This is a genomic window from Cruoricaptor ignavus (genome assembly GCF_900141665.1).
GTDB lineage: Bacteria > Bacteroidota > Bacteroidia > Flavobacteriales > Weeksellaceae > Cruoricaptor > Cruoricaptor ignavus.
Genome location: NZ_FQYI01000011.1, coordinates 16,332 through 37,432 on the forward strand (window position 1 = coordinate 16,332; position 21,101 = coordinate 37,432).

The following is a 21,101-nucleotide window of genomic DNA, read 5'->3' on the forward strand; positions in this document are numbered from 1 at the left end:
AAGTTTTCCGCTGATTATCTTTGCAAAAAAAATAGAAGTGAAAAACGCGAAATACTGGGTTTGGGGCTTGGGCATTGCAGCGGTGCTTGTGCTGGGCTACTTTATTTATCAGATGGGGCAGGGCAACCAGAACCTTACTATTTTAATAATGCTGCTCATCGGGCTTTTGCTGGGCGGCCTGATTGTTTTCCTGATTTCCGGGAAGAAATCCGAACCACCTGTAGTGCTGGAAAGTTCGCACACCGTGATTGAAAGTATGCGGAAGGTTTTCAAGATTGTTTCGGCGGAAGGGCAGTTCAACGAGATTTATAATTACGAAGAGCAGTCGAAACTTCTCCGCGTAATTCCGCAGACGAAAAAAGCGCTGGTGATCGTGAAGGCGAAAGTTCTCGTAGGTTACGATTTCGAGAAATTCAAATGGGCTGTGGATGAGGAGAGCCGGAAAATCCGCCTGCTGGAATTTCCTGCGCCGGAAATACTTTCCACGGAAACCGATTACAAATATTACAACATCGAGGAGCAGCCATTCAACCTTTTCAGCAAGGATGATCTGGCGAAAATTCAGGAAAACGGCAAAAAGCAGGTGATAGAGGCCGCGAAAAATTCAGACCTGCCAAGAATTGCGGCAGAGCAGATGCAGACGATGCTCACGGAACTTGTGCGCAGCAACCACTTCGTTTTGGAAAATCCCGAAAAAATTTCAGAATCCCGCAAGAAAATCGGCTTCGATGCGGTGGTTTCGGAAAATACGGAGAATATTGAGGCGTGAGGATTTATTTGTCATCATAATGTCCAAGAAATTGGACGACAATAATAACTTTCTCGCTCTCTAAGATTTCATAAACCAGCCTATCTTTCTTGTTAATTGTTCGGCTATAAATTTCGCCGTTGTAATACTTTAAGCGCTCAGGCGAACCAATTCCTTTTCTCGGGTGGTTTTCAAGTTCTTCCAGAAGGTTTTCAATTTTTTTCTTAATTGCCGGTGAACTGGATGTGGAGAGGCTCTTTAAATCTTTTGCAGCGCGCTTTGAATATTCTATAAAGTATTGTCCCATAGGTTCTTACGGTCAATTCTCACAGTTCGTCCGGCTTCATAATCAGCTCTTGCTTCTTCCACTTTATTTGAAAGTTCTTCAGAGATTTCACCACTTTTCACCGGCTTGAATGCAATGTGGATTTCCTTCAAAAAAGCCTTTATTTTTTCAAGTTCGCTTTCATTTTTCGGCATTACCAAGATGTTTTCCATAGCCAATTTTTTTACAAAAGTAAGAAAATCTTTCCCTGCAAATTTCCCTATTTTTGCGGATTAAATACGCTTGAAGTATGCTTTCAGTTCAGGGCCTTGGGCTGCATCATTCCGGGAATTATCTTTTCCGGGATGTGAATTTTACGATTAAAAAAGATGATAAAATCGGGCTGGTCGGGAAGAACGGCGCAGGAAAATCTACGCTGCTGAAAATCCTTTCCAACGAGATTAATTTCTACGAAGGCAATGTGGTGCCGGAAGGCAATATTTCCATCGGCGTTCTGAAGCAGGACCTGGATTTCGTGAAAGGCCGCACAGTGTGGGATGAAACGATGCAGGCCTTCGAGCAGATTAATCTCTGGAAAAACGAACTAGAAGATGTTGAAAACCAGCTGGCTACAAGAACGGACTACGAAAGCGACGATTATGCAAAACTCATCGACAGGCTTACGGAGCTGAACGACCTGCTGTTCCACCACGATGCCTACAACCTGGAGGGCGATATGGAAAAAGTGCTTCTTGGGCTGGGTTTCAAGGCGGAGGATTTCGATAAAATCACCGATGAATTTTCCGGAGGTTGGCGGATGAGAATTGAACTGGCGAAACTTCTTCTGCAGAAAAACGACCTGATGCTGCTGGACGAGCCCACGAACCACCTTGATATGGAATCTATAATGTGGCTGGAGAATTTCCTGAAAGATTATCCAGGTGCCATCGTTCTGGTAAGCCACGACAAGCAGTTTATGACGGCGGTTTGCAACAGAACTTTTGATGTCAACAATAAAAAAATTGACGATTATAAGGCGAATTATTCGAAATATTTGGAACTTCGCAAAGAAAGGCGTGAAAAACTGGAGCAGGCAAAAAAGAATCAGGATGCGGAAATCAAGCAGATGGAGGACAATATCAACAGGTTCCGCGCTTCTGCAACGAAGGCAAGTTTTGCGCAATCATTAATCAAAAAATTAGAAAAAATTGAAAGAATTGAGCTTGATAATGAAGATGTTTCAAAGTTCAACATCCGGTTCGTTCAGAGCATCGTTCCTGGAAAAGTAATCTTCAAGGCTGAAAATCTGGGCAAAAGCTATGGCGAAAAATTAGTTTTCGATGGTGTAGATTTCTTCGTGGAAAGAGGCGACAGAATTGCGCTTCTTGGGCAGAATGGCCAGGGCAAGACTACGCTTGCGAAAATTTTAGCCGGCGTCACCAAAGATTTCAGCGGAAATTTGGAGGATGGGCATAATGTTCGAATTGGCTATTTCGCCCAAAATCAGGAGGAAGTACTGGATCCGGAGAAAACCGTGCAGCAGGAAGCGGAAGATGCGGCAACCGAGGAAACGAGGCCAAGGGTGCGGGATTTGCTAGGCAGTTTTCTTTTTCAGGGTGAGGCCGTGAATAAGAAAACGAAGGTGCTTTCTGGCGGTGAACGGAACAGGCTTGCGCTGTGCAAACTGCTGCTGCAGCCGTTCAATGTGCTGATAATGGACGAGCCTACGAACCATTTGGATATCCAGTCGAAGGAAATTATAAAGCTGGCGCTGCAGAAATTTGACGGCACGCTGATTGTGATTTCGCACGACAGGGAATTCCTGCAGGGCCTCAGCGATAAAATCTTTGAATTCCGCAACGGAAAGATGAAGGAATTCCTCGGAAACATCGATGAATACCTGGAATACCGGCAGAAAGAAAGTTTGCGCGAAGTGTCTTTAGAAAAAGCAAAACTCGAGCAGAAACATTCTCAGGAATCTAAACCTGAACCTCAACCTCAACCTCAACCTCAGAGTAAAGAACAAAAAAATCTTCAGAACAAAATCAAAAAAGCAGAAGAGCAGATTGAAGATTTTGAGCAAAAAATTGCCGACCTGGAAGCAGATTTTACCAAAGAAAATCCTTCGCCCGAAAAACTGGCCAACTACGAAAAACTGAAAGCGGAACTCGAGAAAGTAATGGAAGATTGGGAGGCGCTGAATCTTCAGCTGGAAGCATAAAAAAACAAGCAGCAATTGGCTTTTGCTGCTTGCTTTTGTGTCTGGTATCTTGAATCTCGGCTCTTATTTAATAAAGCCTCTGTTTCTCAGCAGCGGTTTAATATCCGGATTTCTTCCGGCAAAATCACGGTAGGCTTCGTTCAAATCCTTGGAATTGCCTACGGAAAGGATGTATTTCCGGAATCTGTCCCCGTTTTCACGAGTAATGCCACCGTTCGCCTTTATCCATTCCCAAGCATCGGCATCCAAAGTTTCCGACCAAATGTAGGCGTAGTAGCCAGCCGAATATCCGCCGCCAAAAATGTGCGAGAAGTACGGAGAATGGTATCTCGGCGGAACAGCGCTAAGCGTAAAGCCATTTTTCGCGAGCGATGCCTTCTCAAATTCCAGCACTGGTTTCAGCTGGCTTTCGGAAGTCACAGTGTGCCAGTCCATATCCACCATCGCTGCAGAAACCAGTTCCGTAGTGCGGTAGCCTTGGTTGAAGGTGCTTGCCCGCTTGATTTTATCCACCAAATCCTGAGGGATCGGCTTTTTCGTTTGGTAATGGATGGCGTAGTTTTTCAGAATTTCCGGCTCAAGCGCAAAATGCTCGTTGATTTGCGAAGGGAATTCCACGAAGTCTCGTGGCACCGCTGTTCCGGAAAGCGTCGCATATTTTTGGTCGGCAAAAATTCCGTGGATGCTATGCCCAAATTCGTGAAACATCGTCTCCACATTGTCATAGCTTATCAGCGAAGGCTTTCCTGGTGCAGGTTTTTGGTAATTGTAGCAGTTCACCACCACAGGTTTTTTGCCCAGTAGATGAGACTGTTCTACGAAATTATTCATCCAGGCACCGCCTTGTTTGCTATCTCTCGTGTAAAAATCCAGGAAGTAAAGCGCCAGCGATTTGCCATCCCAATCGAAAACTTCGTAAACCATCACATCAGGATGATAAACCGGGATGTCCGTTCTTCGCTTGAAGGTGATGCCGTAAAATTTTTCCGCAGCGTAGAACACGCCCTTTTCCAATACGGTTGTCAGCTCGAAATACGGCTTGATTTCATTTTCATCCAAATCAAATTTCGCCTTCCGTACCTGCTCTGCATAAAAATCCCAATCCCAAGGCTCCACCTTGAAATTGCCGCCCTGCTGATTGATAAGTGCCTGAATATCAGCTTGTTCTCTTTTCGCAGTTTCGATGGCAGGCTGCGCCAATTGCTTCATCAAATTCATCGCCGCTTCAGGATTTTTCGCCATCTGATCCTGAAGTTTCCATTCTGCAAAATTTTTCTTGCCTAAAATCTGTGCCTTTTTCAGCCGAAGTTTTGCCAGCTGTTCCACGGTTTTCCTCGTATCATTGGCATCGCCTTTTTCCGCGCGGTACCAGGATGCCTTGAAGAGTTTTTCCCTTGTAGCGCGGTTTTTCAGGCTTGCCAGCAAAGGCTGCTGCGTTGTATTTTGCAGAGAAATCAGGTACTTGCCATTCTGCCCGGCCTTTTCCGCTGCAGCTGCCGCCGCTGCAATCTGGTCTTCCGTGAGCCCGTCCAGCTCACGAACATCGGTGATGATGAGTGCCGCATTTTTCCGCGCTTCCAGCAATTGATTGCCGAATTTCGTGGAAAGCGCCGCCAGCTCTTTGTTAATCTTTTTCAGCTCGGCCTTTTTTGCTGGTGGAAGCGCAGCACCAGCCTTCTCGAAATTTTCACGGTAATGCTGCAGAAGCCTTTTCCCTTCGGCATCCAGGTTGTCCGCCTTTATCACCAGAATTCTTTTGTAGAGTAAATCGTTCAGATAGATTCTGTCTGAATGCTCGGCGAAAATTGGTGCGAAATCCTGACTGATTTTCTGCATCGTAGGGTTGGTATCCGAACCGTTCAGGTTGTAAAAAACCGACTGTGCCCTGCCCAAAATCTCGCCGGATTTTTCCAGTGCAACTATCGTGTTGCTGAAGCTCGGCGTTTCAGGATTGTTGGCAATCTGCTCGATTTCCTGCTGGTGAATTTTTAGCCCGTATTCAAAAGCCGGCCTGTAATGCTCGTCCCGAATTTTGTCAAACTGCGGCGTTTCGTATTGCAGCGGGCTTTTATACATCAAAGGATTATCCGCCAAATGTGCCGGGATTTTCGCATCAGCGTTCTGCGCCGTATTCATAGTGGTTTCAGTGTTTTTTACAGTTTTCTGAGATTCGCAGGAAAGCGCCGAAAAAGCAAGGCTTCCCGCGAAAAAGTAAGTTGCGATATTTTTCATTTTTGCCTGAATTTATTGTAAAGATAATAATTTGGCGCGAATTTTCAGCTAAGTTGTTTTGGAGTAAACCGTTCGGAAAATCTCATCCTTGATTTCGTCTAAATTTTCTGTCGAAAAATTAGCCATTAAAAATAACAGAACTTGGTGATTATCATTTCGGTAGGATGGTTGCAGATAATGTTTATCAATGATCTTGAAGCCGTTTTTCTCGTAAAATTTGATGCGGTTTTCTGCAATTTTATTCAAGTGAGAAGGTTCAGATTCCAAAATTATTTTTGGGAAGATATCAGAAATTTTTGCAAGGATTTTACTGCCGAAGCCTTTGCTTCGAAATTTTTCATAAACCTCAAAATGTTCTATGAAATAAAAATCGGAAAGCTTCCAAATCACGATGTAGCCGATGTTTTCAAAATCTCCCTGAATGCTGAAAACCGCCGCTTTTTCATTTTGCAAAATCGCGGAAAACTGCGCTTCGTCTCTTCGCTCTTCTTCCGGAAATGTTTTGGAATAAGCCGAAAAAATTTCCAGTATCAGTGCTGGGTTTTCCGGCTTAACTTTCTGAAAATCCATCAGTTACAAATCGAAAACGCTTGGCCTTCTTGTGATGAAAATATCCTTTACCCAAAGCATAAAAGCGAGCGCCAAATATACGAGAAAAAAGATGCCTGCCGTAGCGAAAGTGCTGTAAATGAAGAAGATACGCAGCTTGGAAACCGGAATGCCGAGCTTTGCGCCGTACCTTGTAAGCACGCCAAACCATTGTCTTTCGGCGCGGTGCCGAATTTCTGCGAAGATTTTGGGCTCTCTCATTGTTTCAAAAGTTGAAATCCGATGCTGCAATTTAGGCAATTTTTCGAAAGGCACATCGTCTTGTAGTGGTAATTGTATGCTTGGCTTTCCAGCGCGGTTTTCACGCTGATTTTCAATGACTTCCAGTTGCCAATCACCGAATTTTTCTCGGGCTGAAGCTGCGCATAAAAATCCACAATGCTGTCTGCAATGTCCTCCCGAAAATTGAGATTGTAGAAAAATTTCACCGGGAGAACGGAATTTATCAGAACCAAATCGATGAAGCTTTTGCTGAGATTTTTCGGCGAAAAAGAAGAGGCCTTTCCGAAGTTAAACTTGTCGTCCCAATATTCTGATGCTGCGATGCCGTCAAAAATTCTATAAAGTTCGGTGATGCTTTCCGCTTCGGTTATTTTTGAAAATAAATTCGGTTCACGATGATAAAGCTGCGCCAATTGAGAAAGCCGGATTGTAGGGAAGTTTGGCGGTCGAAGCCGTAGAAATTTTGGTGGAATTTTTTCGCCGGAGAGTTGGAATTTCGTCTGCAGAAAATTGTATTCTTTCTGCCAGATTTTCGTTTGTTCATCAGTCGGATTTTCCAGCCAACCGGCTTTCCCGAAGAGCAGCGCTTCCAGCTGCACCGCATTTTGCCTAACTTTCCGAATGACTGAAAATGGAATATTTTCCGCTAACTGACGGAAAATTTCCGAATTGATCTTCAAGCCAAATGCTGCGGCAATTTCCTGCAACATCAGCGCTTCATAATTATTGCCGTTGTTCTGAAGCCTTTCGGAAAGCAGTTGAGATTTTTCTGAAAGCTTTTTCAGTAATGAATTTTCTGCAAAACCGAACGGGATTTTTTCCGGCTTGAAAATTTTTTCGCAGGGAATAAATTGCGTTGCCGCATCGAATTTCTGAAATTTCCGAAGCGTTTCCGCAGAGATGTAATTTTTCAGTTCAATCGTTGGAATCCCTTTGTTAATAAGGCTTTCAACTTCTGCATCGTGAAGGAAGACGGCGTGCAGAATCACATTCTGATAAGCCGAATCGTCATCGTGATTGTGCAAAATCCAGTCGGAAGAGCGAAGGTGCAGTTCAATATTTCCAACGATTTCCACGCCATTTTGCCGAATTTTGCCCATAGAAAAATCTGGTCCGGAATCGTGGTTCCACTTCCCGAAATCCAGAATTTCCAGCGCATGGCCTTCCACATCGCGAAAATCAAAATTTTCGAAAATCTTGAAATTCCAGATGTATTGCAGGTGTTTTTCGGTCACTTTATTAATTTAAAGTTTAAAGTTTAAAGCTGCACGAAATACTACTTTTTAAAATCTTCAATCGTCCTCTGATACATCGCTTCGTACTTTGGTATAATATTTTGAATATCAAAGCGTTGCGCTTGTTTTAGTGCATTCTGTTTCATTTGCGAAAGCAGGTTTTCATCCTGCAGAAGTTTGATGCAGTAGTTGCTCATCGCTTCCACATTTCCGGTTTCCGCGAGAAATCCGGTCTCACCCTGAATATTCACCTCCGAAATTCCGCCAGCGTTGGAGCTTACCACCGCTGTTCCCGCTGCCATCGCTTCCAGCGCTGCAAGCCCGAAACTTTCCTGCTCTGATGGCAACAGAAAAACATCCGACAATTCCAGGATTCTGTAAAGATCGTTCACTTTTCCAAGTAGCCGGATTTTGTCAATCAGGTGTGGATTTTCCTCCAGAAAAAGATTGATGCGCTCCATTTCAGGACCTTCACCAATGATGATTAGTTTGGATTTTATCTTGGCTTCTACATTTTTGAAAATTCTCAAGACATCGGCAATTCTTTTAACAGGTCTTAAATTTGAGACATGGATTAAAATCTTCTCATCAGGATTGGCAAACTGCTTCCTTTGGCAAGGATTTTCCGCCTGAGCAAAATCACCATTGTCAATGAAATTATAAATAACCTGGATGTCTTTTTTAATGTTAAAAAACTTCAGGGTATCAGCCTTCAAACTCTCTGATACTGTGGTAATTGTATCGCTTTTGTTGATGGAAAATTCCACAGCGTGCTTGTAGGACGGATGTTGGCCAACCAGCGTAATGTCCGTGCCGTGAAGCGTGGTAACCAGCGGAACATCCAGCCCTTCATCCTTCAGCATTTGCTTCGCGGTGTACGCAGCGTAGGCGTAGGGCACGGCATAATGGGCGTGAAGCAAATCCAGCTTGTAAAGCTTCACCACACGGTATATCATCGATGAGAGCGCAATCTCGTACGGCTGATATTTGAACAGCGGATATGACTGTAAATCAACACGATGAAAGAAGATATTAGGGTTAGTAATGTCCAATCTTGCAGGAAGATTTCCCGAAATAAAATGAATTTCGTAGCCTTTTTTTGCGAGAGACATTCCCAGTTCTGTTGCCACAATTCCGCTGCCACCGTAAGTAGGATAGCAGATGATTCCTATTTTCATTTTCGTAAAAATATGTGCTTTATTTTAGAAATTACTCAATATCCCTGTTGGCGAAACCAATCATTCCAGGATTTCTGCCAGCCTTTGTGCAAACCGTGGTTGGTTTGGTTATCATACTTTTTATCCATAGCATTGTAGTAGCGCTGAAATTCAATGTACATCTTCTTTATTTCGTTGTGGTAATTTGCACGGGAAAATGTGGCGGCCTCGGCTTTTCGCCGGAAGTCATCCGCAAAAATCTGGCAGATGTTGAAGTGCCCCTGTTCATGCCGCAGAAGTTCCGCCGTTTTTTGGTTGGGCTTTACCCAGGATCTTTTCGAAACAAGCGGCGTGGTTTTCATCCGCACTTTTACGATATTGCGGTCGTAGTACGCCACATCGTATTGGTAGTACACGTTTGTGTAGATGTAGGCGGCGAAATTGGCCTTAGGGTCGGGCTTTCCGCTGAAATGCCCCCAGTGAATTTTACCACCATCAGCCGTCCAGTAATCCGACCAGTTTTGCGCGAAGGCCACCACAGAAAATAGCAGCAAAAAAGGCAGCAGGATTTTTTTCAATCGTTTCATTATTTGGTGTTTTTTGGGTTACTTACCGGAATTTAAATGCAAAATTTTTTCCCAATTTATATTCCCCTTTTCATCACAAAATTCTTCTAGAAATTCTTTCGTAAATTTATTGATGGCCTGCACATAAGAGTTTTGAAAATCTTCGTTTCTTTCTTTTGCGCTCGCACCCAAAGGTTTGATAATTTCCAAATAAAGGTTTTCATCATTTGAAATAAATTCCCAGAATCTTTGTCCGCAAAATTTGAAGTGGGTGCCTTTATCAGGTCTGCTGTCCCTGCCAGTGCAGCAGCCATTTACTGCAGTTACATTAATATTCGAGCCGCTGGTTCTCAGCACCTTTTTTGCCGATGAAAAGTCCGAAAGCATCTTTTTGATTTGAGATGAATTTCCCCAGTTAGGTCCAGATTTTATCGTTACAATGTACCTGGTATTATCCTTATCAAATTCCAAATCAATGCCGTTTATTCCGGATTTTCGTCCGCCGAAAACTTGTTCATTGATGAAGATTGCCAAGCCTTCTAGCCAGTTTCCAAAAATAGTTTCTTCACTGGAAGAAATATGAGCATCAGTAATAGTTTTTACGATTTCGCCGGCTGTCAATACATTTTTTGCCTTGAAAAGATAGGGATTTTTTCGCTTGAGAACATCCTTAAGCTTGAGTCTTTTCAGGCTTGCAATTCGGTTTTCGTGGAATTTCCCGATATTTAATTCCACATATTCTGTAACTTTTTGAATGTCAATCTTTTCCATACTTTGCTCTGTCTTCAAAAAGTAATAATTCCACAGGAAAAAGCTGTTCCTTCACCATCTCATAATATTCTGGAAGAATCTCTATGCCGATTGATTTCCGCGCCATTCTTTTGGCTACAAACAGCGTGGTACCAGAGCCTGCAAAAGGATCCAGAACCATATCGCCTTCCTTTGTAAAAAGTTTTATAAACCATTCCGGTAATTCTTCGGGAAACGCCGCACTGTGATTTTTATTGTTGCATTCGGTGGCTAAATGTAGAACATTTGTAGGATAGACAGTGTCCTTTCCAAGCCAGTTGGAAACATTTTTTCCAAAGCCGCTGCCGTTCTTTGCATTGTCACGGATTTTATCGGTATCGCTCAGGTTTTTCAATCTGCTTTTCGCCCAATCACCAATCGGAATCTTCACCGCATCCTGATACATATTAAAGTTCTTACTCTTATTGAATTGCAGCAATCTTTCCCAGCTATCACGAAATCTGTTGGGCCATTTCCCCGGAAAAGAATTCTTTTTATGCCAGATGAATTCTTCCGTCCAAAGCCATCCCTGCTTTCTCATTTCCAAAATTAATTCAAGAACATATGTGCTTCTTTCGCCGTCAACCACTTTTTCTTTGATGTTTAGAATGAAGGTTCCCGAAGGTTTCAGCACGCGTAAAAGTTCTTTTGAAATCGGCAAAAACCATTGTACATATTTCGCCGGAGAAATTCCGCCATAAGTGTTTTTCCGCTGGTCAGCATATGGCGGCGAAGTTACAATCAGGTCAATCGAGTTACTCGGAATTCCCCTTAGTTCTTCAGCACAGTCACCTAAAATTAAATCTGTCGTTATCTCTCTCATTGTCCTACATTTAATTAATTTGTTATTCCTCTTCCAAATCTATTCCTGTTCCAGCTTTCAGGCTGTCGTCCACCAAGACTGGAAGCCTGCCGTGAATTTTTGTTTTGCCAAGGAAAGCCTTTGCTGCGGCAATCATCGAATCATCGTTGTTTTCGTAAGCCACGGCAACTGCCGGAATTCTGCCGATGTCAATATCGCGCAAAGCGTAAGGACTACCGAAAACATTGAGAATTACCTGATGATTTTTCGCCATTTCTTTCAGAATTGCTTGGCTTTCGTCTGAGATTTTGTAAGGTTTGTACGCCGTGGAATTGTCCTTGTGGAAACACACCAGCACTTTTGAATTGTGAGGAATGCTGCCGATTTCGGACGGTTTTTTCAGAATAATTTTTGCGCCGCGCTTTTCAAGCTCGCTGTAAAATGTGTTGTAATCCGCTTCTTCCAAAGGCACGAAATAATAAGTTTCCGAGGTTTTCAGCGGTAAAAGCTTGCCTTCATTTTTGATTAAAGTTAAAGCATTGGCATAAATTTTCTGCGCCAGTTTCCGATGAGAATTATTGTTGATTTCCGCCAAAATATTTCCGGAATTTCTTGGCTGAAGGTCATTTAATCCCAAATAATACTTCGTCAGAAGAATTTTTTTCACGCTCTCTTTCAATCGCCATTTTGGGATTTCGTTTTTGTCTAACTCATTCTGAATCAGCTTCTTACCTTTCTTTACATCTTGGGAAAAAAGCATTATATCATTTCCCGCCTTAAAGGCTAAAGCATCCAGCTCGCCAGCTTTGTAGCGGTCAGCCACCGCATTCATATTCAGCGCATCGGTGATGATCAGGCCATTATATTTCAGTTGGTTTTTCAGAATTCCCGTCACTATTTTTTCTGAAACTGATGCCGGAACACCCTGCCGATTTTCCAGCGCAGGCACATAAAGGTGCGCCACCATCACACCGCCGATTTTCTCATTCATCAAATTTCGGAACGGCGCCATTTCCACATTTTCCAGCCGCTGAATATCGTGCGAAACCACCGGCAATTCCAGGTGAGAATCGGTATCCGTATCGCCGTGCCCAGGGAAATGCTTGATGGCCGCCAGCACGCCATTATCCTGCAAACCTTTGGCGTAGGCCAGCGCAGAAGCCGTGACATTCCCAACTTCCGAGCCGAAGCTTCGGTTGCCAATTATCGGGTTTTGCGGATTGGTATTCACATCTACAACCGGTGCAAAATCCCAGTTCACGCCGATTTTCTTCGCATCTTCCGCAATTTTTGAGGACATTTCGTAAATCAAACTTTTATCCTGAACAGCGCCCAGCGTAATGGCCCACGGCAATTTGTGCGCCGCAGGAATCCTTTGGAAAAGCCCCCATTCTGCATCCATCCCGATCAGCATTTTTACTTTCGATTTTCGCTGAAATTCATTTACCAGATTAATGTGCCGCCCAGCATCATCCTGCATCAGGATCAGGCCGCCAATTTGCTCATTTTCAATGATTTGCCTTACGCTTTGAATATGCTCCTCACCTTTGTTGGTGTAAAGTGCCACGATGAAAAGCTGGCCAAGTTTCTCATCCTGAGAAAGCGAGCGGTAAGTTTTGTTCACCCATTTTTTTGCGGCGCGGTTTTCCTTTGAAGAAAGGTTTGTTGGCAAAAATTGAGCCGCTGAAAACTGGGGGATTTGTGAGAAAAATATTGCGAGAATGATGGGCAGTCGTTTCATCGGAAGAATGCTTGATAAGCAAATTTACAACTTTGCCCTTCACGGCAGTATGCTGGCGAAAAATAATTTTATTGAGAAATTATGTATCGGACAATTTTCATAGATTGCCAAAAAAATGCCCGAAATAGTTTTTTTTCACCTCAAGATAATTGGCATCATCTTCATTTGGCTCAATAATCAGCGGAATTCTTGATTTTAATTCAATAGAGCTTTCTTCTATGAAACGGAGTTTTTCAGGGTTGTTCGTCAGAAGGTTGATGGAGGTAACGCCCAAGTCATCAAGTATTTCCACCGCAATTCCGAAATCTCGGGCATCAGGTAAAAGTCCAAGCTCAACATTTGCCTGTACGGTATCGAAACCTTTTTCCTGTAGTGCGTAGGCTTTTAGTTTGTTAATAATCCCTATATTCCGGCCTTCCTGCCGAAGATAAATAATAACGCCGCCATTTTCGTGAATGAATTTTATAGCGGCATCCAGCTGCGGTCCGCATTCGCACTTCCTTGAATGGAAAACTTCGCCTGTAATGCATTCGGAGTGGATGCGCACATTCACTGTTTTGCTCAGGTCAGTCCCTTCCGAGATCAGGGCGAGGTGCGGCATCCAGTCATCTGGTTTTTCGGAATATGCCAGAATGCTGAATTTACCAAAATCGGTCGGAACATTTGCCTCTGCCTGCCGCCTAATCATCAGTTAGTTGTGAATCGTGTTTTCAGATGAGATATGTTCTATCTGGGAAATATTCCCCTTGATCCTTACCAGATACCGGCTTATCACGGCGCTGTCGTCTCCCTGCATATAATTCCTAAGCCCTTCTATATTGTAGTAAGATTTTTGAACCTTTTTTAGCGCAGATTTCCGTTCCCGTGCGTCATAAGATCTCACAGCCACCACATAGTCTTTGAGATTGCTTTTCAGTACGCCAATTTCCTTATTGATGGCGTGATTTTCAAATTTTGGGAAAGAGGAAACCTGTCCGGTAATTTCAGAAGCATAGAAAATCTCGTCCAGAACAATCCCAAAGCTCTCCGGGCGGGGGTCTCCAGTATCAGTATTCAGATCATAAATTGGCGAAAGCGAAACTTTTTCCGACGAGCACGAAATCCCGAACAATCCTGCAGCTGCCAGCATCAGAAGCCTTTTCATCATGTTTTGTTTTGGTAAAGGACTGGGTTCAGCGCCTCATCGTTGTACATCTTCATTTGGCGGTAGAGTTTCATTTCCACCTTTCCGGCCTCAATATCGGCAAGAAGCTCGTCAATTGCTAGGCTTAAATCTTGGTGCTGTATTTCCAGCGTTTCCAATTTTGCCCTGCATTTTTCACGGTGCTGCTCATCTGCACTTTCCCGCTCAACTTCTGCCTTCATATGGAAGATTTTCAAAGCCAGAATTGAAAGGCGATCTATTGCCCAAGCAGGTGTTTCCGTATTGATTCGTGCATCTTCGTTCAGCTGGCTTTTGCTGAATTTTGCAAAAAACCAGTCGTCCAACTGTTCTACCAAATCCGTTCGTTTTTGGTTGGATGCATCGATTCTTCGCTTCAATTCTATGGCAAATCCCGGAGCAATGTCCTTTGCCCGGATTTCATCTTCCAGATGCCACTGAACCGTATCAATCCAGTTTTTCGCATACAAAAGCCGTTCCAAACTGCCTTCTGCAAATGGATTTTTTTCTTCAGCGTTGATGTCGTCCCATTGATGGTAATCTTCAACCGCCCGATTGAAGATTTCCCAAGCCTTCGCCGTGAAACTCAAAATTTAAGCATTTGGGTTCGATGAAGTAGTTTCCGTAGTTTTAGTAGGCTCGGAAACTGTAGTATTCATCGTGTTTTTCGGCATCTTTTCATCTTCCTTCATCGCATCTTTGAATTCCTTGATTCCGGAACCCATACCACGCATCATTTCAGGAATTTTTTTACCGCCAAAAAGTAATAGCACAATCAGCGCAACTATTAGGATGTGCTGCCAGGAAAGCGCAAGTATTGTGAGTGTGAACATTTTTTGAAAATTTTTGGTAAAGTTAAGACTTAAATTTTAATATGAAATCCAGCCCAGCGGATCCACGGGCGTTGTGCCGTTCCAGATTTGGAAATCCAGTGTGTAGCTGCCGTCAAAATCCGTACCGATGGTTCCTAGATTTGTTCCTGCGGAAACCTGCTGATTTGCTGCCACAGAAGTGCTTTCCAGGTTGGAATAAATCGTGAAGTAGCCACCGTGCCGTACGATTACGGTTTTCGTGCCGCCATCTACAAACACGCGGGAAACCACGCCAGGAAATACGCACCTTGCCTGAGTTCCCGGCGATACGGAAATTTTAATTCCGTTGTTTTCTTCCACGATGTTTTTGAAAACAGGGTGCGGCTGCCTACCAAAGCGGTGCGTGATGTGGCCTTTGGCAACTGGGAAGCCTATCCTGCCACGGTTTTCCGCAAAATTGCTTCCGGAAACTGCGCCTACGCCATAGGCCGTCATCGTTTTGGCTTCGGCCGCTTTTTTGGCCTCCTCGTTTTTGCGCGCCAGTTCTGCTTCTGCGGCTTTTGCTGCCGCTGCTTTTTCCTCCGCAGCCTTCGCTTTTGCCGCTGCTTCTGCGGCCTGCCTTGCTGCCGCTATTCTCTTGGCTTCCGCTTTTTCGGCTTCGGCTGCTTTTCGCGCATCTTCCGCGCTTTTCCGTGCGGCTTCTTCCGCAAGCCTTGCCCGTTCTGCTTCTTCAGCGGCTCTTTTATCGGCTATTTCTTTCAGCTTTCTCGCTTCCTCGTCGGCCTTTCGTTTGGCTTCTGCAGCCGCTGCAATTCTCGCACGGTTTTCCGCCTCTATCCTTGCTTTTTCGCGCTCTGCCGCTATTTTTGCCTGCCGTTCTTTTTCCAGTCTTTCGGCTCTTTCTCTCGCTTCTTTTTCCTTGGCGATGCGAATTTCTTCCGCAATTATCGCGCGGATTTTCGCTTCCAAGGCCTTGGATTCCTGCTGTTTCTGCTTAAGTTCAACGGTAAGCTTCGCTTCATTTTGGCGGAATTCTTTCAGCAGAATTTCCTTCTGCGCTTTTTCCGCCTCTATCACCTTCAAATCGCGCTGCTGAGATGCCAGCAGGTTTTCCTTTTCCTTTACGGATTTCTGCCTTTGGTCTATGCTTCGCTGAATGTTTGCTGCAGCCTGCATTATCTCGTCCGATTTTTTTTTCTGATAATCGGAATAGGTCCTCAGATACTGTACCCTTCGGATGGCCTGCCCTAAATTCTGAGCGGAAAGGATGAAGGTCACCTTATTCTGTATGCCCTTGTTTTTATAGGCATTTACCAGGACTTCGGCGTAGTTTTTCCTGAGCGCTTCCAGCTCTTTTTTCTGCCTGTTGATTTCCTTTTGCTTCAGGTAAATATCGTCCTCAATGAAAACCTTTTCTTTCTGAGTGTTGCGGTAAACCTTTTCCCGAAGTTCAATTTTTTTACCAACTTCTGCCAAGTAAGCCACCGAAAGCTTCGCTTCGTTTTTCGTTTTCGCAAGGTTGGCATTTATTTCGGCAATCTGCTTCTTCAGTTCATTATTCTGCCGCTGTAGTTTTTCCTTTTCCTGCCCGAAGGAAAGCGTAAACGCAGCGGTGAAGACAAGCAAGCAGATTTTTTTCCACATCATCTGATTTCTTTTTTCTTGTAATTTTGCGGCACGGAAAACGGCGCGTTCATTTTAGCGAAGTCAAATTTCGTATTTTCCAAAGAAATCTCTACCGGTTTCTTTCCTTTTGTGATTATTTTAACATTTTTTGGGAGGCTTCCGGCAGAAGTTTCCATCCGGTTTCCATATTGGATGAATACGCTTTCGCCGTAGTTTTTCTCGTTGATTTCCACCGAGTTAAGCTCGAAATTTTTATTGTAAACAAGTTTGGCGGTGTACTCGAAAGTTTTGCCGTCCGCACTTATTTTGTTGGGTTTGGTGGATGAAAAAATGTAGCCTTGCGATGTTTCCGCCACGCTGAATTCACGGGCGTTCACATCGATGAAAGTTCTTCCCAGAAGCAAATCCTGGAAGGATTGATAGTTGATGAAATTCGTGCTCAGCAGCTTGTTCAGGTAGCTGAAATCTTCATCCACAAATTCCTTGTTGATTGATTCATAGGCCTTTACACCCTGGTTTGTGATGAGTGCCCTTGCCACATTGATGAACGCCGCCGAAACATTTACCCATATTTTCTGCCCTTCTTCAATGTAAATCGTGCCGTTCAGCCTTGGCACGGTTCTATCGGTCTCCACATTTATTTTGCTACTGATTTTCACCTGGCCGAAATTTTTCTTTCGGTTCGCAGCGCTGAACAGTTCAGCTTTGGAATTTACAGAAACAGTAGGCGTTTCTTGCGGATGAGATTTCGGTACGGAATTGCAGGCGGCTAAAAGCGAAGCGGTTGCAATGATGAGCGCTAATTTTTTCATTGGTAAAAATCTTGTGAAAATAACGGAAAGCCACGCTGTAAATTGCGCGGCTTTTCCTGAATTTTTCGTTTTAAATTATTTGGAAAGGAAATCCAGCACGGAATAGTCGCCCAGCGAAATTTCCCTTGCAACGCCGTAGTATTGGGCATTGTTGCCAATCATCGAGTTCGATAGGTTGCCGTGGTCTATCACCGTTTTATCCTGAATCAGGGAGTTATCGATGTTTGAATTGATGACCTTCGTGCCTTTGCCCAGCGAAACATACGGCCCGATTTTAGAATTCGTGATTTCCACGCCTTCCCCAATGAAGCACGGTGGAATAATCAGCGAATTTTCAATCTTTGCGTTTTCCGGCAGGTTGGAAAATTCATCCTTCTCGTATTCCAAAATTTTCCCGTTGGTTTCTACGGTAGCATTTTTGTTGCCACAGTCCATCCAGTCATCCACCTTTCCGAGCGAGAATTTCGCGCCCTTCTGCCGAAGGTTTTCCAGCGCTGTAGTCAGCTGATATTCACCGCCTTCCTTAATATCATTGTCGATGAGGTAGTTGATTTCCGACATCAGCTTTTCCGCCGATTGAAAATAGTAAATCCCGATGATTGCCAGGTCTGAAACGAACTGCTTTGGCTTTTCCACAAAATCTGTGATGAAGCCATAATCATCCAGCTTCACTACGCCGAAAGCCGAAGGATTTTCCACCTTCTTTACCCAGATTACGCCGTCAGAATTTTTGTCCAGCGAAAAATCTGCGCGGAAAAGCGTATCGGCAAAAGCCACTACCACATCGCCCTGCATAGAATCTTCTGCGCATTTTATGGCGTGCGCCGTTCCCAGCGGCTCGTTCTGCATATACACCGAACCTTTTGCCCCAAGGCTTTCCGCGATTTTCACCAGCGATTCTTCCACTTCCGTTCCGAAATCACCGATGATGAAGGCTATTTCGTCAATTTTTTCACCCGCAACTTTTGCGATGTCTTCCACAAGTCTTTGCACGATGGGTTTTCCGGCGATAGGTATAAGCGGTTTTGGCACGGTAAGCGTGTGTGGGCGCAGCCTGGAACCTCGGCCAGCCATAGGAACGATGATTTTCATAATCTCAACTCAGTTTCATAAACACTGGCAAATTTAGAGAAAAAGTTTTCAATTAATTTTTTTTTAATTCTTAATTTTCAACCGGCTCAAAATGAAATCTTTCTCGCTGAAAATTAGGATGGCGGTGTATAGCAGGAAGAGCAGGTTGCCAATCCAGAAGTTGTAATTGAAGATTTTGACGCTGATGAAGGCGAAAATTGTAAGCAAAATTAAAAATGCTGAAATTTTGCGGCTGCGGTAAGGTATCGGGTAGTGCTTCTGCCCAAGGAAGTAGGAGGTGAGCATCATTACAAAATAGGCGAAAAGCGTAATCCAGGCTGATGCCATAAAGCCGTATTTTTCCAGGAACAAAAAGTGTAACGCAATGGTTATCAGGGCGCCAAGCCAGGAAATCACGGTGCCGTACTTCGTTTGGTCGGTCACCTTGTACCAGGTGGAAAGGTTGTAATAAATCCCGAAAAACAGGTTGGCAATCACGATAATCGGCACGATGTCAATCGCCGTCCAGTAAGAGCTGTCCGGGATGAAAAGCCTTTTCAGCCAGGAAATATTGGCAATAATTCCCATAGCCACTATGCTTGCGAAAAATGCAAAATATTCCGTGATTTTTGCATAAGTGATTTTTGCATTGTCGTTCTTCATCTGCTTGAAGAAAAATGGCTCGATGCCCATTCTGTAGGCAGTTACAAATAGCGTCATCAGCACGGCAAGCTTGTAGCAGCCCGAATAAGCGCCGGCATCAGCTTTAGGGATTTTGTAATATTGGATGAGTTTATCGAAATTTTCGTTAAACATAAAAGCCAGCCCTGCAATCATCACAGGCCAGGAATACCGGAACATCCTGCCGAAAAGTTCCCGGGAAAATTCCAATTTTACTTTTAGTGCAATGGGCAGCAGCATCAGAAATGTGGCGATGCTTGCCACCATATTGCTGAAAAATGGGTAGGCCACCTGGGTTTTCATCCCGAGTAGCTCGCTGGTTTCTTTGGGGATGAAACGGAACAGCGCAATTACGATAACTGTCTGAATTACAATGGATAACAGCCTAATTGCAGAGTAGCGCACCGGCATATTGTGGAAGCGCAGCCAGGCAAATGGGATGGTGCAAATGGCATCGAAAAATGCAATGATGGCGCACCACCGAATGAATTCCGGATTATCGGCGTAGTCCATCATCACGGAAAGCGGATTGCTGAAAAGCAGCACCATCACAAGGAATGAAGCGGCAAGACCGAAGATGAACCAGTACGAAGTGTTGAAGGCTTTTTTACGGTTTTCATCTTCTGCGGAAAAACGGAAAAATGAAGTCTCAAAACCGAAAGTCAGCAGGATATTCACATAAGCAATCCAGGCGTAAAGATTTCCAAATTGCGCAAAGGATTCCTTATCTATATAATTGATATACAGCGGATTAAGCAAGAAGGTAATAACCCGCGGCAAAATTGCACCGATGCCGTAAATTATCGTTTCGCCGAGAAGCTTCTTCAAAATTGAAATTTTGGCAAAGGTAATTATAAAGGTTGAGGTTAAGGTTGAGATTGAGTTTGACATTGAGGTGAATTTTTAGCAGACTAAGTAATCATCTTGGAAATTCTACTCAACATTAACCTCAACCTCAATCTAATTTTTTCCTAAATTTGCTTCAATGAGAACGCTGATAAAGAATGCGAGAATTGTAAACGAAGGCAGGATTTTCGAAAGCGATTTGCTGATTGAAAATGGCCTGATTGCAAAGATTGCCAAAAATATCGCCGAAGTTGATTCGGATAAAATCATCGATGCTTCGGGAAAGATGCTAATCCCAGGAATCATTGATGACCAGGTGCATTTCCGTGAACCAGGATTAACGCACAAGGGCGATATCGAAAGCGAATCCAGGGCTGCTGTTGCAGGCGGCGTCACGAGTTTTTTCGATCAGCCGAACACCGTTCCCAATACGGTTTCGCAGGAATTATTGGAAGAAAAAAATCAGCTGGCGGAAGGAAATTCCTACGCCAATTTCGGATTTTCAATGGGCGGTACCAATGATAATCTTGACGAAATCCTGAAAACCAATCCGCTGAAAACGCCTGCTGTAAAGCTGTTTCTCGGCTCTTCCACTGGAAATATGCTGGTGGATAATCCCGAAGTTTTGGAGGAAATTTTCTCAAAAGTGGCGATGCCAATTTGCGTGCATTGCGAAGACGAAGCCACAATCCGGGAAAATACCGATAGGTTTAAGGCAGAATTTGGGGATGATATTCCGGTGAAGTTTCATCCAGAAATCCGAAGCGCCGAAGCCTGCTACATTTCTTCCTCAAAAGCCGTGGAACTCGCCGAAAAAACCGGCGCTAAACTTCACATCTACCATATTTCAACAGCGAAGGAAACCGAGCTTTTCCGCAATGATATTCCGCTGAAAGACAAGAGAATAACGACGGAAGTCTGCGTGCATCACCTTCATTTCTGTGATGAAGATTATTCGGAAAAAGGCACGCTCATCAAGTGGAACCCTGCCGTGAAAACGAAGGCTGACCGTGAAGCGCTGTGGCAGGCACTTTTGGACGACCGCATCGACATCATCGCTACAGACCACGCACCGCACACCTTTGAAGAAAAGCAGCAGCCCTACACCAAATGCCCTTCCGGCGCACCTTTGGTGCAGCATTCGCTGAATGTGATGCTGGAATATCATCGCCAGGGAAAAATTTCGCTGGAAAAGATTGTGGAGAAAATGTGCCACAATCCTGCAATCTTATTTCAGGTGGAAAGGCGCGGCTTCATCAGGGAAGGCTACTTTGCCGATTTAGTTCTGGTAGATTTAGGTGCGGAATTTACCGTGGGCAAGGACAATATTCTTTACAAATGCGGCTGGAGTCCGCTGGAAGGCGAGACTTTCCATTCACAAATCACGCACACTTTCGTGAACGGAAATTTAGCCTGCGAAAACGGGAAATTCAGCGATAAAAAGTTCGGCGAAAGGCTTAGATTTGAAAGAAATTTTTGATGTTTACACAAAATTGATATCTTT

General features: G+C 44.1%; 22 protein-coding genes. 3 read left to right on the forward strand and 19 right to left on the reverse strand.

Annotated elements, in window-relative coordinates:
- The first annotated feature begins 37 nt into the window (after positions 1 to 37).
- Positions 38 to 769, forward strand: coding sequence for a DUF4230 domain-containing protein (locus tag BUB43_RS09895; RefSeq protein WP_083541277.1), 732 nt, complete (start codon positions 38 to 40; stop codon positions 767 to 769).
- Between the two features lie 4 nt (positions 770 to 773).
- On the opposite strand, the gene BUB43_RS09900 is transcribed toward BUB43_RS09895, so the two are convergent.
- Both BUB43_RS09900 and BUB43_RS09905 read right to left on the reverse strand, forming a co-directional pair.
- Positions 774 to 1,055 (reverse strand): Txe/YoeB family addiction module toxin, encoded by a 282-nt coding sequence (locus BUB43_RS09900; protein WP_073180681.1) that lies wholly within the window; start codon positions 1,053 to 1,055, stop codon positions 774 to 776.
- Positions 1,037 to 1,246, reverse strand: coding sequence for a DUF2683 family protein (locus BUB43_RS09905; RefSeq protein ID WP_073180683.1), 210 nt, complete (start codon positions 1,244 to 1,246; stop codon positions 1,037 to 1,039). The genes BUB43_RS09900 and BUB43_RS09905 overlap by 19 nt, the downstream gene beginning before the upstream one ends.
- Before the next feature lie 77 nt (positions 1,247 to 1,323).
- Here BUB43_RS09905 and BUB43_RS09910 point away from each other — a divergent pair, with 77 nt between their 5' ends.
- On the forward strand, positions 1,324 to 3,234 hold the full coding sequence (locus BUB43_RS09910) for an ABC-F family ATP-binding cassette domain-containing protein (protein WP_073180685.1): 1,911 nt from the start codon (positions 1,324 to 1,326) through the stop codon (positions 3,232 to 3,234).
- A gap of 63 nt (positions 3,235 to 3,297) precedes the next feature.
- On the opposite strand, the gene BUB43_RS09915 is transcribed toward BUB43_RS09910, so the two are convergent.
- The 17 genes from BUB43_RS09915 to BUB43_RS09995 form a co-directional block, all read right to left on the reverse strand.
- Positions 3,298 to 5,466 carry a M3 family metallopeptidase gene (locus BUB43_RS09915; RefSeq protein WP_073180686.1) on the reverse strand — a complete coding sequence of 723 codons (2,169 nt, stop codon included), beginning with the start codon at positions 5,464 to 5,466 and terminating at the stop codon, positions 3,298 to 3,300.
- A gap of 48 nt (positions 5,467 to 5,514) precedes the next feature.
- Positions 5,515 to 6,036, reverse strand: coding sequence for a GNAT family N-acetyltransferase (locus BUB43_RS09920; RefSeq protein ID WP_073180687.1), 522 nt, complete (start codon positions 6,034 to 6,036; stop codon positions 5,515 to 5,517).
- Positions 6,037 to 6,039: 3 nt separating this feature from the next.
- On the reverse strand, positions 6,040 to 6,261 hold the full coding sequence (locus BUB43_RS09925) for a PspC domain-containing protein (protein WP_185113772.1): 222 nt from the start codon (positions 6,259 to 6,261) through the stop codon (positions 6,040 to 6,042).
- Positions 6,262 to 6,272: 11 nt separating this feature from the next.
- Positions 6,273 to 7,532: a DUF2851 family protein gene (locus tag BUB43_RS09930; RefSeq protein ID WP_073180691.1), complete on the reverse strand. Its 1,260-nt coding sequence runs from the start codon at positions 7,530 to 7,532 to the stop codon at positions 6,273 to 6,275.
- 41 nt (positions 7,533 to 7,573) lie between these two features.
- Positions 7,574 to 8,710: an N-acetyl-alpha-D-glucosaminyl L-malate synthase BshA gene (gene bshA / locus BUB43_RS09935; protein WP_073180693.1), complete on the reverse strand. Its 1,137-nt coding sequence runs from the start codon at positions 8,708 to 8,710 to the stop codon at positions 7,574 to 7,576.
- A gap of 35 nt (positions 8,711 to 8,745) precedes the next feature.
- The gene (locus tag BUB43_RS09940; protein WP_073180695.1) at positions 8,746 to 9,276 is read right to left on the reverse strand and encodes a DUF922 domain-containing protein; all 531 of its coding nucleotides are present in this window, start codon (positions 9,274 to 9,276) and stop codon (positions 8,746 to 8,748) included.
- A gap of 18 nt (positions 9,277 to 9,294) precedes the next feature.
- Complete coding sequence (locus BUB43_RS09945) at positions 9,295 to 10,044, reverse strand: PmeII family type II restriction endonuclease (RefSeq protein WP_260200776.1); 750 nt, start codon at positions 10,042 to 10,044, stop codon at positions 9,295 to 9,297.
- A complete protein-coding gene (locus tag BUB43_RS09950) occupies positions 10,013 to 10,867 on the reverse strand; it encodes a DNA-methyltransferase (protein WP_073180699.1) in 855 nt (284 codons plus the stop codon). The genes BUB43_RS09945 and BUB43_RS09950 overlap by 32 nt, the downstream gene beginning before the upstream one ends.
- A gap of 22 nt (positions 10,868 to 10,889) precedes the next feature.
- Positions 10,890 to 12,587 (reverse strand): glycoside hydrolase family 3 protein, encoded by a 1,698-nt coding sequence (locus tag BUB43_RS09955; RefSeq protein WP_073180701.1) that lies wholly within the window; start codon positions 12,585 to 12,587, stop codon positions 10,890 to 10,892.
- 97 nt (positions 12,588 to 12,684) lie between these two features.
- Positions 12,685 to 13,275, reverse strand: coding sequence for a GTP cyclohydrolase II (gene ribA / locus BUB43_RS09960; protein ID WP_073180703.1), 591 nt, complete (start codon positions 13,273 to 13,275; stop codon positions 12,685 to 12,687).
- A gap of 3 nt (positions 13,276 to 13,278) precedes the next feature.
- Positions 13,279 to 13,734, reverse strand: a complete 456-nt coding sequence (locus tag BUB43_RS09965; protein ID WP_159430244.1) for a hypothetical protein — start codon at positions 13,732 to 13,734, stop codon at positions 13,279 to 13,281.
- Entirely contained in the window at positions 13,731 to 14,339 is a 609-nt protein-coding gene (locus BUB43_RS09970; RefSeq protein ID WP_073180707.1) for a DUF4254 domain-containing protein, read from the reverse strand. The genes BUB43_RS09965 and BUB43_RS09970 overlap by 4 nt, the downstream gene beginning before the upstream one ends.
- A gap of 3 nt (positions 14,340 to 14,342) precedes the next feature.
- Positions 14,343 to 14,582: a twin-arginine translocase TatA/TatE family subunit gene (locus BUB43_RS09975; RefSeq protein WP_073180709.1), complete on the reverse strand. Its 240-nt coding sequence runs from the start codon at positions 14,580 to 14,582 to the stop codon at positions 14,343 to 14,345.
- 36 nt (positions 14,583 to 14,618) lie between these two features.
- Complete coding sequence (locus BUB43_RS09980) at positions 14,619 to 16,208, reverse strand: M23 family metallopeptidase (protein ID WP_073180711.1); 1,590 nt, start codon at positions 16,206 to 16,208, stop codon at positions 14,619 to 14,621.
- On the reverse strand, positions 16,205 to 16,999 hold the full coding sequence (locus BUB43_RS09985) for a lipoprotein insertase outer membrane protein LolB1 (RefSeq protein WP_073180713.1): 795 nt from the start codon (positions 16,997 to 16,999) through the stop codon (positions 16,205 to 16,207). The genes BUB43_RS09980 and BUB43_RS09985 overlap by 4 nt, the downstream gene beginning before the upstream one ends.
- 75 nt (positions 17,000 to 17,074) lie before the next feature.
- The gene (locus tag BUB43_RS09990) at positions 17,075 to 18,091 is read right to left on the reverse strand and encodes a sugar phosphate nucleotidyltransferase (protein ID WP_073180715.1); all 1,017 of its coding nucleotides are present in this window, start codon (positions 18,089 to 18,091) and stop codon (positions 17,075 to 17,077) included.
- 63 nt (positions 18,092 to 18,154) lie between these two features.
- Positions 18,155 to 19,579, reverse strand: coding sequence for a lipopolysaccharide biosynthesis protein (locus tag BUB43_RS09995; RefSeq protein WP_073180717.1), 1,425 nt, complete (start codon positions 19,577 to 19,579; stop codon positions 18,155 to 18,157).
- Positions 19,580 to 19,736: 157 nt separating this feature from the next.
- Here BUB43_RS09995 and BUB43_RS10000 point away from each other — a divergent pair, with 157 nt between their 5' ends.
- Complete coding sequence (locus tag BUB43_RS10000) at positions 19,737 to 21,077, forward strand: dihydroorotase (protein ID WP_073180719.1); 1,341 nt, start codon at positions 19,737 to 19,739, stop codon at positions 21,075 to 21,077.
- The last annotated feature ends 24 nt before the right edge of the window (positions 21,078 to 21,101 follow it).

Excerpts from the sequence above, each read along its gene's own strand:
- BUB43_RS09900 (WP_073180681.1), bottom strand. The coding sequence starts at position 1,055 with ATGGGACAATACTTTATAGAATATTCAAAGCGCGCTGCAAAAGATTTA.
- BUB43_RS09905 (WP_073180683.1), bottom strand. The coding sequence starts at position 1,246 with ATGGAAAACATCTTGGTAATGCCGAAAAATGAAAGCGAACTTGAAAAA.
- BUB43_RS09910 (WP_073180685.1), top strand. The coding sequence starts at position 1,324 with ATGCTTTCAGTTCAGGGCCTTGGGCTGCATCATTCCGGGAATTATCTT.
- BUB43_RS09915 (WP_073180686.1), bottom strand. The coding sequence starts at position 5,466 with ATGAAAAATATCGCAACTTACTTTTTCGCGGGAAGCCTTGCTTTTTCG.
- BUB43_RS09920 (WP_073180687.1), bottom strand. The coding sequence starts at position 6,036 with ATGGATTTTCAGAAAGTTAAGCCGGAAAACCCAGCACTGATACTGGAA.
- bshA (WP_073180693.1), bottom strand. The coding sequence starts at position 8,710 with ATGAAAATAGGAATCATCTGCTATCCTACTTACGGTGGCAGCGGAATT.
- BUB43_RS09940 (WP_073180695.1), bottom strand. The coding sequence starts at position 9,276 with ATGAAACGATTGAAAAAAATCCTGCTGCCTTTTTTGCTGCTATTTTCT.
- BUB43_RS09950 (WP_073180699.1), bottom strand. The coding sequence starts at position 10,867 with ATGAGAGAGATAACGACAGATTTAATTTTAGGTGACTGTGCTGAAGAA.
- BUB43_RS09955 (WP_073180701.1), bottom strand. The coding sequence starts at position 12,587 with ATGAAACGACTGCCCATCATTCTCGCAATATTTTTCTCACAAATCCCC.
- ribA (WP_073180703.1), bottom strand. The coding sequence starts at position 13,275 with ATGATTAGGCGGCAGGCAGAGGCAAATGTTCCGACCGATTTTGGTAAA.
- BUB43_RS09965 (WP_159430244.1), bottom strand. The coding sequence starts at position 13,734 with ATGATGAAAAGGCTTCTGATGCTGGCAGCTGCAGGATTGTTCGGGATT.
- BUB43_RS09975 (WP_073180709.1), bottom strand. The coding sequence starts at position 14,582 with ATGTTCACACTCACAATACTTGCGCTTTCCTGGCAGCACATCCTAATA.
- BUB43_RS09980 (WP_073180711.1), bottom strand. The coding sequence starts at position 16,208 with ATGATGTGGAAAAAAATCTGCTTGCTTGTCTTCACCGCTGCGTTTACG.
- BUB43_RS09985 (WP_073180713.1), bottom strand. The coding sequence starts at position 16,999 with ATGAAAAAATTAGCGCTCATCATTGCAACCGCTTCGCTTTTAGCCGCC.
- BUB43_RS09990 (WP_073180715.1), bottom strand. The coding sequence starts at position 18,091 with ATGAAAATCATCGTTCCTATGGCTGGCCGAGGTTCCAGGCTGCGCCCA.
- BUB43_RS10000 (WP_073180719.1), top strand. The coding sequence starts at position 19,737 with ATGAGAACGCTGATAAAGAATGCGAGAATTGTAAACGAAGGCAGGATT.